Source organism: Parasphingomonas caseinilytica (assembly GCF_036663755.1).
Classification (GTDB): domain Bacteria; phylum Pseudomonadota; class Alphaproteobacteria; order Sphingomonadales; family Sphingomonadaceae; genus Sphingomonas.
Window position 1 is genome coordinate 212,126 of the sequence record NZ_JAXOJL010000003.1, and the last position, 17,039, is coordinate 229,164.

Below are 17,039 nucleotides of genomic sequence, written 5' to 3' on the forward strand. Positions count from 1 at the left end.
AGGCCTTGTCGAACAGATTCTCGACCCACAGCTAAAGGTCGAGCCGGTCGCCCATCAGCAACGTGCCGAAGCGCGAGCTGGTGGATTTCACCCCGCGGACATGTTCAGCCCGGGCTTACCCGGCTCCAACGCGAAGCGTGCGATATCGGCGATGCCAGAATCCTCGCGCCGTGAATCGTTCAGCCCGCGAAACACCATCTCGCCGCCGGCCGGAGTCAGATCGAGGCGTCCGTAACCGCGCTTGGCATCCTCCGCGAAGCCCAGGCCGTTGCGCGCGGCCAGCGCCTTGTAGCTGGGGTCGCGCAGCACGGACGTGATCGATCCGCCGACGAATTCCGTGCCGATCGCCGCACCATCCGGCCGCGCCGGATCGCGGATGTCGGCGGCGGCGAAGGCGTGGATATCGCCGCCCAGCGCGATCGGGTTGCCGGTGCCGACTTCGGCCCAGCGGCGGAAGATCCGGTCGCGCGCGGCGGGAAAGCCCGACCACGTATCCGCGCCAAATTGATCGCCGCGTTCGGGATGCCCTGAATCGATCCGCACCTGCTGATGCATCAGCGTCTGTTGCGCGAGCACGTTCCACTGCGCGCGTGTCGCGGCCAGCGCCGTCATCAGCCAGCGGTCCTGCCGCTCCCCCAACATACTGCGGTGCGGATCGCCGAGCGTCACACAGGCCTCGATCAGGCTGCGATATCTCAAATGGCGCTCGGCCAGTTCCGGCGGCTGGCACGCGGGCAGCCCGCGATACTGACGATCGTCGAGGATCTGGAACTGTGCCAGCTGCCCCCAGTCGAGCGTGCGATACAGATGCATGCCGCCGTCGCGATTGGGCCGGGTCGCGGCGCGCAACGGCTGATGTTCGTAATAGGCCTGATAGGCGGCGGCGCGCCGGGCGAGGAACACCGCGGGATCGGAATTATTCTGGTCGCGCGCACCGCCGTAATCGTTGGCGACCTCGTGATCGTCCCACGTGAGCACCCAAGGCGCGGCGCGGTGCGCGGCCTGCAACAACGGATCGAGCTTGTAGGCGGCATAGCGCGCGCGATACCCAGCCAGATCGACCGCCTCGCTCAGGTCGAGCCGGCGCACCGCCTCGTCGCCATCCTTCACTTTGTCCTCATAGATATAGTCGCCGAGGAACAGCACCAGATCGGGATCGTCGGCGACGATATGGGCGTAGGCGCCGTAGCGGCCGACTTCGTATTTCTGGCATGATCCGAAGCAGACCCGCAGCCGATCGACCTTGGCACCTACAGCCGGCGCGGTGATCGTCCGGCCGACGGGGCTGGCCTCGCCACCCGCGATAAAGCGGTAGAAATAGCGCCGGGCCGGGCGCAGACCGGCAACATCGACATGCACCGAATGCCCCCAGCGCGCTTCCGCTCGCACAACGCCCGATCGCACGATCCGCGCAAACCCCTCGTCCTCCGCCACTTCCCAGCGCACCGGGACGGTGACAGGCGGCATTCCGCCGTCCGCGTCCAGAGGCAGCGGCGCGAGGCGCGTCCACAAAACGAAGCCGTCGGGACTGGGATCACCCGAGGCGATGCCGAGCGTGAACAGACCCGGTGGCAGACGCAGCGCGCCCCGCGCGCCGACCGATAGCAACGCGGCCGATCCGGCACTCGCGAGGATAAGGGTGCGGCGGGTGAGTGCCGGGGCGGCGGCGTTGGGTTCGGAAAGATTCATGGGCAGACTCATAGCGACTGCCCGGTCTTCGTGGCCAATTGTTGTCCGGTGATGACGGTCGCCCCGGACTGGCTATTTCGGTTCCATCGACCCCAGGCTCTCGTCCGATCCGATCGCCTGATACACAGCGACGCGATTGGCGACGTCCTCCAGTTGCACCGCGATCGCGGCCTGGCGCGCGGAATATAATGTGCGCTGCGCAACCAAAGCGGTGAGGAAGCTGTCGGTGCCGGCGCGGTAGCGGGCATCGGCGATCGTGTAGCTGCGGTTGGCGGCATCGACCAAGCGAGTCTGCGCGGTGCGCTGGCGCGTGATCGTGCCTTGCCGGGCAAGGCCGTCGGCAACATCGCGGAACGCGGTCTGGATCGCCTTCTCGTACAGCGCCTGATAATAATCGGCCTGCGCCTTGGCGTAATCTAGATTGCCGCGATTGGCCCCGCCCAGGATCGGCAAGGTCACACTTGGGGCCGCCGACCAGCTCGCCACGCCGCCGGTGAACAGCGAGGTTAGCGCGCTGCTCGCCACGCCGATCGCCGAGGTCAGCGAGATCTGCGGAAAGAACGCCGCCTTGGCCGCGCCGATGCTGGCATAGGCGCTTTTCACGCGGTGTTCGGCCTCGACGACATCGGGCCGCTCTGCCAGCACATCCGACGACAGCCCGGCCGGCACGCTGCCGACCGCTTTGTCGACGCCGTCCAACGCACCCGGCAACAGCGCGTTCGCCACCGTCGCGCCGACCAGCAGGTTCAGCGCGTTGCGATCCTGCGCAACCTGCGTGGTGTAGCGTTCGACATCGGATTGCGCCTGGGCCAGCACGGTCTCGGCATCGGCCATATCGCTGCCGGTGACGAGCCCGACATCGTGCAGCGATCGGGTGAGCTTCACCGTGCGTTCGCCGCTGCCGACCATCTCGGTCGCGACCTTCAGCAATTCGCCATCGGCGGCCAGCGTCGCATAAGCGGAGGCGGTGTCGGCGACGAGGATCAACCGGGTCGATCGCGCTCCGGATTCGGTCGCGAGATATTGTTCGAACGCGGCGCGCGACAGGTTCTTCTGGCGGCCGAACAGGTCGAGTTCGAACGCGCTGACGCCCACGTCCGCATTGAACGTGCTGTACGAGGCTCCGGCCGGATTGGCGACATTGCCGGTGCCGCCCGATCCGCTGATCGTGCGGGAGATCGTCGCGCCGCCATTGGCCGCCAGCGTCGGGAATTGCGCCGAGCGCTGCACGCGATATTGCGCGCGGGCCGAGGCGATATTGGCCACCGCCGCGCGCAGATCGCGATTGTTGGCCAGCGCCTGCGCGATCACCTGCTGCAAGTTCGCATCGCCAAAGACCGTTCGCCATGGCAGCCCGGCCTGGCCCGCGGCGGCCGGAGCATAGGCCGCACCGGTCGGCCATTGCTCCGGCGCGACGTCGGCGGTGGTGCGGACGTATTTCGGTGCCATGTCGCATGCGGCGAGGCTGGACGCCGCCAGTAGCAGCGCGAGATTGCGGATGCGGATCATGCCTCTGCCTCCTTCGGCGTGCGGTGGAACAGGCGGGCAACCACGACGAAGAACATCGGCACGTAGAAGATCGCCAGTACCGTCGCGGTGATCATCCCGCCGACCACCGCCGTGCCGATCGCGATGCGACTATTGGCACCCGCCCCGCTCGCGATCGCCAACGGCAGCACGCCGGCGACGAAGGCGAGGCTGGTCATCAGGATCGGGCGCAAACGCACCCGTGCCGCCTCCAGCGCCGCCTCGATCATATCCTTGCCCTCACGCCGCGCCGCTTCGGCGAACTCGACGATCAGGATCGCGTTCTTGGCGGCAAGGCCGATCGTGGTGAGCAGGCCGACCTGGAAATAGATGTTGTTCTCCAGACCCCGCAGCGTCACCGCCAGCACCGCACCGATCACGCCCAGCGGCATCACCAGCAGCACCGCGAACGGCACCGACCAGCTCTCGTACAAGGCGGCAAGGCACAGGAACACGACCAGCACCGAAAGGCCGTAGAGCATCGGTGCCTGCCCGCTCGTCTGGTTCTCCTGATAGGAGAGACCGGCCCAGGCATAGCCGGTGCCCGGCGCCACCTGCTGCTGCAATTCCACGATCCGCTTCATCGCATCGCCCGAACTGGCGCCCGCGCCGGGGGCGCCTTGGATTTCGTAGGAGGAGCGTCCGCTGAAGCGGGACAGACTGGTCGGCCCTTTTTCCCAGTGCGTCGTCGCAAAGGCGGAAAAAGGCACCATATTTCCGTTGGTTGAGGAGCGCACGAACCAATTGTCGAGATCGCCGGGCAGCATGCGATATTGCGCATCCGCCTGAACGAAAACCTTCTTGACGCGCCCGCGATCGACGAAATCGTTGACATAAGTGCTGCCCCACGCGGAACTGAGCGTGCCGGTAACGTCCGCCTCGGTCAGCCCGAGCACGGCGAGCTTCGCATCGTCGATATCGATGCGCAGCTGCGGCGTATCCGGCAACGTGGAGGCGCGGACCTGCGCGAGCAGCGGATCGCCGTTCGCCGCCGCGATCAATTTGTCGCGCAACCCGAGGAATTTCGTCCGGTCCATGCCGCTCGTGTTGAGCAGTTCGAAGGTGAAGCCGCTCGATTGGCCGAGGCCGGAGATCGCCGGCGGCGTCAGCGCGAAGACTTGCGCGTCGCGAATACCGGCAAAAGCTTGGGTTGCGCGCATGCTGATCGCCGGTGCGGCATTCGCGCTGCCCTTGCGATCGTCGAACGGCGCGAGGCTGGCGAAGGCGAAACCGGCATTCTGCCCGGAGCCGGAGAAGCTGAACCCGGTGATCGCGAAGATATTGCCGATATTGGCCTTCTCGTCGGTCAGGAAGAACTTCTCGACCCGGTCGCGCACCACGGCTGTGCGTTCGTCGGTGGCACCGGCCGGCAGCGTGAATTGCACCATGGCAATGCCCTGATCCTCATCCGGCAGGAAGCTGGTCGGCAGGCGCACGAACAGCAATGCGAGCAGGATGACGATGCCAGCGAAGATGCCGAGATGCAGGAAACGATGCCCGATCACGCTCTTCGTCGCCCCGACATAGCGCGTGGTCGAACGATCGAACCAGCGGTTGAAGCGCCCGAACAGGCCCTTGCGCTTCAACGGATCATGGTCGCCACCCTTCAGCAACGTGGCGCACAAAGCGGGCGACAGGATCAACGCGACCAGCACCGACAGCAACATCGCCGCGACGATCGTGACCGAGAACTGGCGATAGATCACGCCGGTCGATCCGCCGAAGAACGCCATTGGCAGGAACACCGCCGACAACACCAGGGCGATGCCGACCAGCGCCGATCCAATCTCGTCCATCGACTTGATCGTCGCATCGCGCGGCGACAGTTGTTCCTCGGTCATCAGGCGTTCGACGTTCTCGACCACGACGATCGCGTCGTCGACCAGCAGGCCGATCGCCAGCACCATCGCGAACAGGGTCAGCGTGTTGATGGAATAGCCGAACAAGGCGAGCACGCCGAACGTGCCGAGCAGCACCACCGGCACGGCGATCGCCGGGATCAACGTCGCGCGCCAGCTTTGCAGGAACAGGAACATCACGACCACGACCAGCACGACGGCGATGATCAGCGTCTCGACCACCTCGTGCACCGACAGCTTGATGAATTCGGTCGTGTCGTAGGGGAACGCCAGCGTGTAGCCGGCGGGCATCTTGGCGGCGAGTTCCGCGACGCGTGCCTTGACCGCCGTCGCGGTCTTCAGCGCATCGGCGCCGGGCGCGAGTTGGATCGCCATGCCGGAGCCGGGATGCCCGTCGAGCTGGGCGGCGGATGTGTAATCCTCCTGCCCCAGTTCGACCCGCGCCACGTCCGACAGCTTGACGACCGAGCCGTCGGTCTTGGTCTTGACGATGATCTCGCGGAACTGCTCGGGCGTCTGCAGCCGCGACTTGGCGGTGACGACGGCGTTGAGCATCTGGCCCTTGATCGACGGCGTCTGACCGATCTGACCGGCGGCGACCTCGGTATTCTGCGCCGTGATCGCCCCGGAGATGTCGGAGGGCATCAATTGCACCGCGGCCATCTTCACCGGATCGAGCCAGATGCGCATGGCATATTGCGATCCGAACACCTGGCTCGATCCGACGCCCGCGACCCGGGCCAGATCGTCCTGGAAATTGCTGACGAGATAATCGGCGATGTCGCTGTCGGTCGCCTTGTTCGTCTTGTCGTACAGGGCGACGATCAGCAGGAAATCCGAATTGGATTTGGTGACCGACAGGCCCTGCACCTGCACCGCGCTCGGCAGGCGGGATACGGCGCGCTGCACCTTGTTCTGCACCTGCACCTGTGCGGTATCGGGATCGGTGCCCTTGGCGAAGGTGACGGTGATCTGCGCGGTGCCGGCCGAGGTCGAGCTGGACGAGAAATACAGCAGCCCGTCGATCCCGGTCAGCTGTTGCTCCAGGATCTGCGTCACGCTGGTTTCCAGCGTTTCCGCCGATGCGCCGGGATAGGTCGCGCTGACGCTGACCGAGGGCGGCGCGACATCGGGATATTGCGCGATGGCCAGCGACAGGATCGATCCGATGCCGGCCAGCATCACCGCAATGGCGATGACCCAGGCGAAGATCGGGCGATCGACGAAGAACTTGCTGATGCTCATGTCAGTTGGCCGTCTTCACGGCGACGGGCTTCACAATGGTGCCGGGCATCGCCTTGTCCGTGCCCTCGACGATCAGGCGATCCCCGGCCTTCAGGCCCGCCGTGACCAGCCATTTATCGCCGACCGCCTTGGCGGTGGTGACACTCCGCTGCACGACCTTGTTGTCGGCACCGACCACCAGCGCCGTCGCGCCGCCCTTCGGATCGCGCGTGATGCCCTGTTGCGGGGCCAGGATGCCGTTCGGAATCACGCCCTGCGGCGTTTCGACGCGCACGAACATGCCGGGCAGCAGAATGCCCTCGCGATTGGGGAAGCGCGCGCGCAGCGTCACCGTGCCGGCGGTCTGATCGACCGTGACTTCGGAGAATTCGATCCGCCCGACGCCGGGATACAGCGTGCCATCCTCCAGCTTCAGCCGCACGCTGGCATTGGCGGGCAGGATGTCGCCCTGCGCGAGTTGCCGGCGCAGCGCGAGCAGTTGCTGGCTCGATTGCGTGATATCCACGAAGATCGGATCGAGCTGCTGGATCGTCGCCAGCGCGGTCGTCTGGCTGGCGGTGACGAGCGCGCCCTTGGTGACCACCGATCGTCCGATCCGGCCGGAGATCGGCGCATACACCCGGGTGAAGCCGACATTGATCTTCGCGGTCTGCAGGCTGGCGCGGTACTGATGCACATTGGCCAGCGCCTGACGCGCGGCGGCATTGGCGTCGTCGATATCCTGGCGGCTGACCGCGTCGATCTCGGTCAGCTTGCCGTAGCGTGCGGCCTTGGCCTGCGCGGTGACATAGGCGGCCTGCGCGTTCTCGAGCTGTGCGGCGGTCTGGTCGCGCGAGGCGCGATAGAGGCGCGCGTCGATCTGATAGAGCGGCTGCCCGGCGCGAACCAGCGCGCCTTCCTCGAACAGGCGCGCCTGCACGATGCCATCGACCTGCGGGCGAACGTCCGCCGTTTCGGTCGAGGCGGTGCGGCCGGTGAGTTCGCTCGACACGGCAACCGGCCCGGATGTCAGCGTGACATAGCCGACTTCGGCCGGCGGGCGAGCCGGCGGCGTCTTGGCACCACCGCAGGCACCCAGTGCAAAGGCCAGAGCGAGCGGCGCGGCGCGCACGATGATCGCGGTGCGCATCACGAACGCGTACGGGGCCATACCGGCAGCGCCAGCAGGAAGAAGCAATGAACGCCGAACATGAGTCGAACTCCGCGAAATCCGGGTAAACCAGGCAGCGCAGATGGCGGTCATCGCGCGGATGCGACAGAGCGGGTTGGTGTCTCTTGGTGGCGACACGTGGCGGCGCGTAGGGTTCCGTCGCATCGTGTATCGGGGTGTATCGGGCGACAGACAGCGCCTGCGCTGTTGCGTATATCCATGGGATGGAAGACCTGAACATACCCCATACGGACCGGCTGATCGTCGCCGACGACGATGCCGACATCCGCGACCTGATGATCGCGCAACTGGCGCGCGAGGGGTATGACGTGCACGCGGCGGGCAGCATTGCCGAGGTCCGCGCCGGGCTGGCCGAGGATCATGCCGACCTGATCGTGCTCGACCTCAACCTGCCCGACGGCGACGGGCTGACCCTGTGCCGCGAATTGCGCGCGGAGGGACATGACGGTGCGATCATCATGGTCACGGCGCGCGACGGTGCGATCGATCGCGTGCTGGGGCTCGAACTCGGCGCCGACGATTACCTGACCAAGCCGTTCGAGCCGCGCGAACTGCTCGCCCGCATCCGCAATCTGCTGCGCCGTACCCGCCACGAGGAAACGCTGCGTCCGCGCGGCGCCCGCTTCGCAAAGTTCGGCGCATGGCAGCTCGATCTGCTCAAGCGCCGGCTGATCACCACCGACGGCCGTCTGGTGATGCTGTCTTCGGCCGAATTCCGTTTGCTCTCACGCTTCATCGATGCGCCGAACGAAGTGCTGTCGCGCGAGGCGCTATTGCCCGAACGTCATGCCACGGTGGCGTTCGATCGCTCGATCGATCTGCAGATCAGCCGCCTGCGCCAGAAGCTCGCCGCCGCGCCCGATGGCGACACGCTGATCCTGACGGTGCGCAACGAAGGTTATGTGCTGGCCAGCGACGTGACTTTCCTGTGATCCGTCGCATGGCCAAAGGTGCGGAAGCGTTTGCCGGATCGCTCGCCGGACGCCTGGCGCTGCTGTTGACGATCGGCATCGCGGTTTCGGCAATCGCCGCTTTGTACGTCTCCGAACAGGTGCGACATCACGATTTCAGGCGCTTCCGCGACGAACGGCTGGTCGTCAGCGTGGTCGATATCGTCGGCCGCATGACGCGAGCGCCGGTGGAGACCAGCGCCCTGCTCGATCGCAACCAGATCATCGGCGCGCACCGTGCCAATCCGGCCCGCACCGTACCGACCGCCAGCAACGCCTCGCTCGATGCCGCCCTGCAGGAACGACTCGGCGTTCGCGCCCGTGCACGCGGATTGCAGGTGCCGTGGCAATATTGCTTTGCGCGCATCCCCGACGAATGGACCCACCGCGCGGCCGGCTTCTTCGTCCCGCAACTGCCGGATTGCTGGGTGGTCAGTTATAACGACACCAGGGGCCAGCGGATTTCGCTGGCGTTCGATCTGCCGCCGTCGTCGTTGCCGTCGAGCGTGACGCAGAACCCGATGTTCCTGATGCTGATAGTCGCCGCGAGCGCCGCGCTGTCGATCCTCGTCGCGCGGCTGGTGACCGCGCCGCTGCGCCGGCTGACCAGCGCGTCGCGCGCCTTCGCCCGCACGCTGGACGCCGAAGCGATTGCCGAACGTGGTCCATCCGAGGTGCGCGAGACCATGATCGCCTTCAACACGATGCAGAACCGCGTGCGCGAAGGCGTGCGCGAACGCACCCGTATCCTCGCCTCGATCAGCCACGATCTGCAAACCCCGCTGACGCGCCTCCGCCTGCGCCTCGAACAGGTGCAGGATGTGGCGCTCCGGGATCGCCTGATCGCCGATCTCGGCGCGACGCTGGCGCTGGTGCGTGATGGCCTGGATCTCGCGCGCAGCAGCGAGAGTCGCGAGGAATGGTCGGTGATCGATCTCGATTCCCTGTTGTCGGCGTTGGCCGAGGATGCCGCCGAATTCGGGGCCAAGGTGCATTTCGTCGGCGGCTGCGGCGCGCAGGCGCGGGTGAAACCCGATGCGCTGTCACGCTGCGTGACCAACCTGATCGACAATGCGGTGCGCTATGGTGGCGGCGCGGACGTGTCCTGCACGCGGCGCGCCGACGCGATCGAGATCGCGATCCGCGATTACGGCCCCGGCATCGCCGAAGATCTGCTGCCCAAGATTTTCGAGCCCTTCGTCCGCGGAAGTGGCGACAGCATGGACAACGGCACCGGCATCGGCCTCACCATCGCGCGCGCGCAGGCGGAGACGTTCGGTGCGCAGGTAAGCCTGTCGAACCATCCCGGCGGCGGCCTGGTCGCGGTCGTGCGGATCGCCCGCTGACGACAGCTCCGCGCGCCTCGCGGATGCCTCCATCGATCGTATTTACATTCGATTACGATCTCGAAACAATCCTGTAACCAAATTATCACGCTGTTAGAAATTTACAAAAATTGCGACGGGCCGAGCTTTACGCATGCTCCCGCCGCTCGCATTGCGGCGCCGGACATTCGGCGCGGCTCCTATTGGGGGGAGCAGGAGCGTCGGCGCTGACGGTCGTGCCCGTCCGCCTTTCAGGTGGATGGGATCGTCAAGCCCAAGGAACGTCACAATGACAGATAATCGTCGCAATCGTCGCCAGAGCCTCCTGCGCGGAGTCGCCCTGCCCATCCTGATCGTCGCCGGAACCGGCATCGCATTGCCCGCCATGGCGCAGGATGCGCCGCCCGCCGCCACGCCCCAGACCGCTACGCCCCAAACCGCCACGCCACAGACGACGGACACCGCACCGGATGCCGCCGCCGACGAAGGCAATATCGTCGTCACCGGCAGCCTCTTCCGTCGCCGCATCGATGCCGAGACGCCGTCGCCGCTGACCGTGCTGACCTCGGAGAATCTCGCGCGCGCCGGCATCACCACCGTGACGGATGCGGTGCGATCGATTTCGGCCGACAGCTCGGGCTCGATCCCGACCGCTTTCGCCAACGGCTTCGGTGCGGGCTCCTCGGCCGTGTCGCTGCGCGGCCTGACGGTGAACTCGACGCTGACGCTCGTCGATGGCGTGCGCACCGCCGCCTATCCGCTCGCGGATGACGGCCAGCGTTCGTTCGTCGATCTCAACACCATTCCCAATGCGACGATCGACCGGGTCGAAGTGCTGAAGGACGGTGCCTCGTCCAGCTATGGTGCGGACGCGATCGCCGGCGTGGTGAACATCATCACCAAGAAGGAAATCACCGGCATCCAGGGCACGGTCGAAGCCGGCGTCACGCAGCGCGGCGATGGCGGCACGCAGCGCGCGACGCTGACGGCGGGCCACGGCAAGCTGAAGGAAGACGGCTACAACGTCTATATCAGCGGCGAATATCAGCACGACAACCCGATCTGGGCGCGCGATCGCGGCTATCCCTTCAACACCAACGATCTGTCGGGGATCGGCGGCGACAACAACAATGCCGGTTCGGTCGTGCCGGGCACGACGACCAGCGCGATCGTAGCGCCGAGCCAGCAGACCATCGCCGGCAATCCGCTGTCCGGTTCCGGCCTGACCAGCGGCCCGTGGCAGATCCTGAACCCGAACGGCTGTTCCGCCGGGCAATTGCGGACGACCGGATCGCAGGGCGTCGGGTGCGAACAGAATCTGGTGTCCGATTATGCCCAGATCCAGCCGGAGCAGACCCGCTTCGGCGGTACGATCCACGCCACGGCGGATATCGGTGCCAGCTCGCAGGCCTATGCGTCGGTATCGTATTTCCAGAATACGGTGATCTCGTCCGGCAACCCCAACAACATCCGCTCGGCCAATCCGGTCAACACGCTCAGCATCGTGCTGCCGGCATTGCTGACCAACGGACAGCTCAACCCGAACAACCCGTTCGCGGCGAGCGGCCAGGCCGCGGCGATCCGCTACCTGTTCGGCGACATCGCGACGCGCTCCGAATACAAGAACCGGGTGCTGCGCGGCCAGGCCGGCATTTCCGGCAAGTTCGGTGACGGCTGGACCTATTCGGTCGATGCGACCGCCGCCAAATCGTGGCTCGATATCGATCAGGACGGCTACATCAACCTGCCGGCGCTGATCACCGCGATCAACACGGGCAGCTACAATTTCGTCAACCCCAGCCTCAATTCGGCGGCGACCCGGGCGGCCCTGTCGCCGCGTGTCTCGACGCGGGCGACCAGCGATCTGGACATGGTGCAGGGCGTGGTGACGAAGAACCTGTTCAGCCTGCCGGGCGGCGACCTGCAACTCGGCGTCGGCGGATCGTTCCGCTACGAGGCGGTCAACGATCCCAACCAGAACGCCAATGCGCAGACGATCGGGCTGAACCAGTTCACCGCGATCGGCCATCGCTACGTCACGTCGGGCTATTTCGAGGTGAACGCGCCGGTGCTGACCTCGCTCGAGATCAACGCATCGGGCCGGTACGATCATTATTCGGACGGGTTCAGCAACTTCTCGCCCAAGATCGGTGCGAAGTTCCAGCCTATCCGCGAGATCGCATTGCGCGGCACCTTCTCGAAGGGCTTCCGCGCACCGAGCTTTGCCGAACTCGGCGGTTCGGTGGTGGGCTTCACCAGCGGCCGCCCGCCCTGCTCGCTGCAGGTGCAGCATGGCGCGACGGGCAATGCCGACGGCACCTGCTCGGGCGGCAGCTCGTACAACCAGACCTATGGCTTCGGTTTCCAGACGATCGGCGATTCCAACCTGAAGCCGGAGAAGTCGACCAGCTTCACCGGCGGCTTCATCGCCCAGCCGACCCGCTGGCTCAGCTTCACGGCGGATTATTACAACATCCGCAAGACCAACGTGATCTCGGCGGCCCCGCTATCGGGTGATGCCCTGTCGGCTTATTATGCCGGTACGGCGCTTCCGGCGGGCTATTCGGTGACGCTCGACGCGGTCGATCCGGCCTTCCCGAATGCGCCGCGCCGCGTGCTGTTCGTCAACGGGCCGTTCGCCAATGCGGCGGCACTGCGCACGCAGGGCATCGACTTCTCGGCACAGGTCCAGTTCAAGCCGACCGACGACCTGAAGCTGACCAGCCGCGCCGAGGCGACGTACATCCTGAGCTACAAGTTCAAGCCCAGCGCCAACAGCGCGTATCAGGACTTCGTCGGTACGCAGGCACCTTACGTCACCTCGTCGGGCGCGGGCACGCCGCAGTGGCGCGGCAATTGGCAGAATACGGTGCAATACGGGCCGTATTCGCTGACCAGCACGGCCTATTACACCAAGGGCTTCAAAGCGGTGGCCGAGGACCAGTTCGGCGGTACGGACTGCGCGAGCAGCAGCACATATCAGGGCAGCGATCCGAACTTCAACTGCAAGGTCAATTCGTTCATCGACGTCGATCTGGTCGGCAGCGTGGACGTGAACGATCGCTTCCAGTTCTACTTCAACGTGATCAACCTGCTCGATGCCAAGGCACCGCTGAATGCGGGCAATTATGCCGCTGCGAACTATAACCCGACCTATCATCAGATCGGCGCGGTCGGCCGCACCTTCAAGGTCGGCGCCAACTTCAAGTTCTGAAGTTGCTTCGGGCGATCGGCCGTGTCGGTCGCCCATTTTTTCTTAGGCTATTCCGCCAAACGACTATCGCATGCCCTTCTGCAGGCGCATCATGGCACAAGTTGCGGCCATGATCGTTCCGCCACCAAGTGAACTGCCAGGAGGGTCTCCATGTCGATAACCGTCAACGGATCGCAGTTCGCGGTGCCCGCCGATCCGCGCGTGTCGCTGCTGGATTTCCTGCGCGAGGATTTGCGGTTCTCGGGCACGAAGAAGGGCTGCAACCAGGGCGCGTGCGGCGCGTGCACGGTGCTGGTGGACGGCCAGCGGATCCTATCCTGCCTCGCACTGGCGGTGCAATATGACGGGCGCGAGGTCACCACGATCGAGGGGCTTTCCGACGAACACGGCCTGCACCCGCTGCAACAGGCGTTCATCGAACATGACGGCTTCCAGTGCGGCTATTGCACGCCGGGCCAGATCTGTTCGGCGATCGGCATGGCCGCCGAGGCGAAGCGCGGGCTGCCCAGCAATGTCAGTGCCGATCTCTCCGCCGACATCATCCTGACGCGCGAGGAATTGCAGGAACGGATGAGCGGCAATTTGTGCCGCTGCGGCGCGCATAACGGCATCATCGATGCGATCCGCGACACGGTCGCGGCGGAGATGGCGGCATGACCCCGTTCGATTATGCCCGCGCTGGCGATACGGCCGAGGCCGTGCGGCTCGGCGCAAATGCCGATGCCGCGACCGCCTATCTCGGCGGCGGCACCAATCTGGTCGATCTGATGCGCGAAAACGTGGCGCGGCCGCAGCGATTGGTCGACGTGACCGGATTTTCCGATGCGATTACGGAAACCGACACCGGCGGCCTGCTGATCGGGGCGGCGGTGCGCAACACCGCGCTGGCCGAACATCGCGTTGTGCGCACGCACTATCCGATGCTGGCCCGCGCGATCCTGGCCGGCGCATCGGCGCAGATCAGGAACATGGCGACGGTCGGCGGCAACCTGTTGCAACGCACGCGCTGCACCTATTTCTACGATACCGACGGTTCGCGCTGCAACAAGCGCACCCCCGGCCAGGGTTGCGATGCGGCGAACGGGTTCAACCGCATCCACGCGATCCTCGGCGCCTCTTCTGCCTGTGTCGCGACGCACCCTTCCGACATGTGCGTCGCGCTCGCCGCTTCCGATGCGATCGTCCATCTCGAGGGCAAAGGCGGTGCGCGAACCCTGCCCTTCGTCGATCTCCACCGCCTGCCGGGCGATCATCCCGAATTCGACACCGTGTTGGAGCCGGGCGAACTGATCACCGCAATCGAACTGCCGCCCCTGCCCTTCGCCGCCAATTCCACCTATCGCAAGGTCCGCGACCGGGCGAGCTACGCTTTCGCGCTGATCTCGGTCGCGGCGGCGCTGGAGATCGAGGACGGCCGGATCAAGGACGTGCGGATCGCGCTCGGCGGCGTGGCGCACAAGCCGTGGCGGGCGCTGAAGGCCGAGGCGGCGTTGCGCGGCGGTCCCGCAACCGAACAGGCGTTCCGCGATGCCGCGATCGCCGAATTGGCCGATGCCCGGCCGCTGCGCGACAACGCCTTCAAGATCGAACTCGCCAAGCGCACCCTCGTCGCCGTCCTTGGCGAACTTTCCGGAGTCGCCGCATGAGCATTCTCGATACCGCCAAGGAAACGGCGCAGAGCCTGATGCAGGGCGCGATGGCAAAGCTGGTGCCGCTCGCGCCCGACAGCTGGATCCCCGGCGGCGTGCCCGACCCGTTGATCGCGCGCAAGCACGGGTTGATCGGCACATCGGTATCGCGGCTCGACGGGCCGTTGAAGGTGAAGGGTGCCGCGCGCTTCTCCGCCGAATTCGTGTTCGAGGACATGACCTATGCCGCCTTGGCCTTCGCGACGATCCCGCGCGGGCGCATCGCATCGCTCGATACCGCTGCCGCCGAGGCCGCGCCGGGCGTGGTCACCGTGATGACTCACAAGAACGCGCCGCGCATGAACAAGCCGGCGGTGTTCGGATCGTCGCCTACCGCCGCCGGCCCGGCCGACCTGCCGATCCTGCAGGACGATCGCATCCACTGGAACGGCCAGCCGATCGCGCTGGTGCTCGCGGAGACGCAGGAACAGGCCGATCATGCCGCATCTTTGATCGTCGCGACCTATGCCGTCGAACCCTCGACCACCTCGTTCGCCGACGCGAAGGCGGCGGGTGCGACGCCGGGCATGTTCATGGGGCAGCCTTTGCTCAACGAGATCGGCGATGCCGAGGCGGAACTGGCAAAGGCCCCGCGCCGGGTGGATCACATCTACACCACCCCGCGCCACAACCACAACGCGATCGAACCGCATGCGACGACGATCGCCTGGGTCGGCGGCGAACTGATCATCCACGATGCGAGCCAGTTGGTCACCGCCGAGGCGATCACGATCGCCGACGTGTTCGATCTGAAGCCCGAACAGGTGCGCGTCACCTCGCCCTATGTCGGCGGCGGCTTCGGCGGCAAATGCCTGTGGGATCACCAGATCATGGGCGCCGCCGCAGCCAAGCTGGCCGGACGACCGGTGCGCATCACCTTGTCGCGCGAGGGTGTGTATCGCACCGTCGGCGGACGCACGCTGACCGAGCAGCGCGTCGCGATCGGTGCCGGGCCGGACGGTCATTTCACGTCGCTGATCCAGACCGGCACGATCGCGATGACGCCGCACAACAATATGCCCGAACCGTTCATCGCCGGCACGCGCTCGGCCTACGCTTCGGATAGTGTGAAACTGTCGGTCGAAACGGTGACGATGAACATGCTCGCCAACACATTCATGCGCGCGCCGGGTGAATCCGTCGGCACGTTCGCGCTGGAATCGGCGATCGACGAACTGGCGATCGACTTGGGAATCGACCCGATCGAATTGCGGATCAAGAACGAGCCGGACAAGGATCCGATCTCCGGCCTGCCCTTCTCCTCGCGCCATATCGTCGAGGCGTGGCGCGCAGGGGCCGAGGCTTTCGGCTGGAGCGCGCGCAACGCTGTGCCGGGCACGCAGCGTGAAGGCGAATGGCTGGTCGGCATGGGCTGCGCGACCGGCACCTATCCCTATTATCGCATGCCGGGAGCAGCGGCGCGGATCACGCTCACGCGCGACGCCCACGCGACGATCGAGGTCGCCGCGCAGGAAATGGGCATGGGTACCTCCACCACCACCGCGATGGTCGCGGCCGAACGGCTCGGCCTGCCGCTCGATCAGGTGTCGGTCAGCTACGGCGATTCGATCATCCCCGGCGCGATCCTCGCCGGTGGATCGCAGCAGACCGCGGCGATCGGCGCGGCGGTGATCGCGGCACACCGCGCGCTGGTCACCGAATTGCTGAAGCTCGCCGGCAACGATTCCCCGCTCGCCGGCCTGTCGCCGGACGAGGTGGGCAGCGAAGATGGCGGCCTGGCCAAGCTCGACGAACCGGGCCGGCGCGAGAGCTATGCCTCGATCCTCGGCCGGGCGCAGCGCGACAGCATCGTCGTGACCAAGGAGGCATCGCCGCCGCTCGAACTGATGCACTGGTCGATGCATTCGCACAGCGCGATCTTCTGCGAGGTGCGCGTGAATGCCGTCACCGGCGAAACGCGGGTGAGCCGCGTGCTGGGATCGTTCGATTGCGGCCGCATCCTCAATCCCAAGACGGCGCGCAGCCAGTTCCGCGGCGGGATCATCATGGGGCTGGGCATGGCGCTGATGGAAGAGACGCAGTTCGACGAGCGCAACGGCCGGATCATGAACCCAAGTCTCGCCGAATATCACGTGCCAGTGCATCTGGACGTGCCGGAGATCGACGTGATTTGGACCGACATCGCCGATCCGCACACGCCGATGGGCGCGCACGGCGTGGGCGAGATCGGTATCACCGGGGTCGCCGCGGCCGTCGCCAACGCGGTCTATAACGCGACCGGAAAGCGCGTGCGCGACCTGCCGATCACGCTGGACAAGCTGTTGTAACGGGCAATCGCGGTGCCGCGATTGTTTCGGCAGCGATAATACCCATATATACATCATCGCGCCAACGCTTCGGGCATGGCTGC

The 17,039-nt window shown here is 65.8% G+C and carries 10 protein-coding genes; 6 read left to right on the top strand and 4 right to left on the bottom strand.

Going from position 1 to position 17,039, the window contains the following annotated elements:
- Window positions 1-87: 87 nt before the first annotated feature.
- The 4 genes from U1738_RS09220 to U1738_RS09235 all read right to left on the bottom strand — a co-directional run bounded on the left by U1738_RS09220 (window position 88) and on the right by U1738_RS09235 (window position 7,449).
- Window positions 88-1,689 (bottom strand): alkaline phosphatase D family protein, encoded by a 1,602-nt coding sequence (locus tag U1738_RS09220; protein ID WP_332788753.1) that lies wholly within the window; start codon window positions 1,687-1,689, stop codon window positions 88-90.
- Window positions 1,690-1,761: 72 nt separating this feature from the next.
- On the bottom strand, window positions 1,762-3,198 hold the full coding sequence (locus tag U1738_RS09225) for an efflux transporter outer membrane subunit (RefSeq protein ID WP_332788754.1): 1,437 nt from the start codon (window positions 3,196-3,198) through the stop codon (window positions 1,762-1,764).
- Window positions 3,195-6,320 carry an efflux RND transporter permease subunit gene (locus tag U1738_RS09230; protein ID WP_332788755.1) on the bottom strand — a complete coding sequence of 1,042 codons (3,126 nt, stop codon included), beginning with the start codon at window positions 6,318-6,320 and terminating at the stop codon, window positions 3,195-3,197. The genes U1738_RS09225 and U1738_RS09230 overlap by 4 nt, the downstream gene beginning before the upstream one ends.
- A gap of 1 nt (window position 6,321) precedes the next feature.
- Window positions 6,322-7,449, bottom strand: coding sequence for an efflux RND transporter periplasmic adaptor subunit (locus tag U1738_RS09235; RefSeq protein WP_332788756.1), 1,128 nt, complete (start codon window positions 7,447-7,449; stop codon window positions 6,322-6,324).
- Window positions 7,450-7,694: 245 nt separating this feature from the next.
- Between U1738_RS09235 and U1738_RS09240 the strand changes: the two genes are divergently transcribed.
- From U1738_RS09240 to U1738_RS09265, 6 genes are all read left to right on the top strand, one after another.
- A complete protein-coding gene (locus U1738_RS09240; protein WP_332788757.1) occupies window positions 7,695-8,423 on the top strand; it encodes a response regulator transcription factor in 729 nt (242 codons plus the stop codon).
- Window positions 8,424-8,431: 8 nt separating this feature from the next.
- On the top strand, window positions 8,432-9,787 hold the full coding sequence (locus U1738_RS09245) for an ATP-binding protein (protein WP_332788758.1): 1,356 nt from the start codon (window positions 8,432-8,434) through the stop codon (window positions 9,785-9,787).
- Window positions 9,788-10,055: 268 nt separating this feature from the next.
- Window positions 10,056-12,980, top strand: a complete 2,925-nt coding sequence (locus U1738_RS09250; protein WP_332788759.1) for a TonB-dependent receptor plug domain-containing protein — start codon at window positions 10,056-10,058, stop codon at window positions 12,978-12,980.
- Window positions 12,981-13,130: 150 nt separating this feature from the next.
- The gene (locus tag U1738_RS09255; protein WP_332788760.1) at window positions 13,131-13,637 is read left to right on the top strand and encodes a (2Fe-2S)-binding protein; all 507 of its coding nucleotides are present in this window, start codon (window positions 13,131-13,133) and stop codon (window positions 13,635-13,637) included.
- Entirely contained in the window at window positions 13,634-14,626 is a 993-nt protein-coding gene (locus U1738_RS09260) for an FAD binding domain-containing protein (protein WP_332788761.1), read from the top strand. Before U1738_RS09255 ends, U1738_RS09260 begins: the two co-directional genes overlap by 4 nt.
- Entirely contained in the window at window positions 14,623-16,956 is a 2,334-nt protein-coding gene (locus U1738_RS09265) for a xanthine dehydrogenase family protein molybdopterin-binding subunit (RefSeq protein ID WP_332788762.1), read from the top strand. The genes U1738_RS09260 and U1738_RS09265 overlap by 4 nt, the downstream gene beginning before the upstream one ends.
- Window positions 16,957-17,039: the final 83 nt, after the last annotated feature.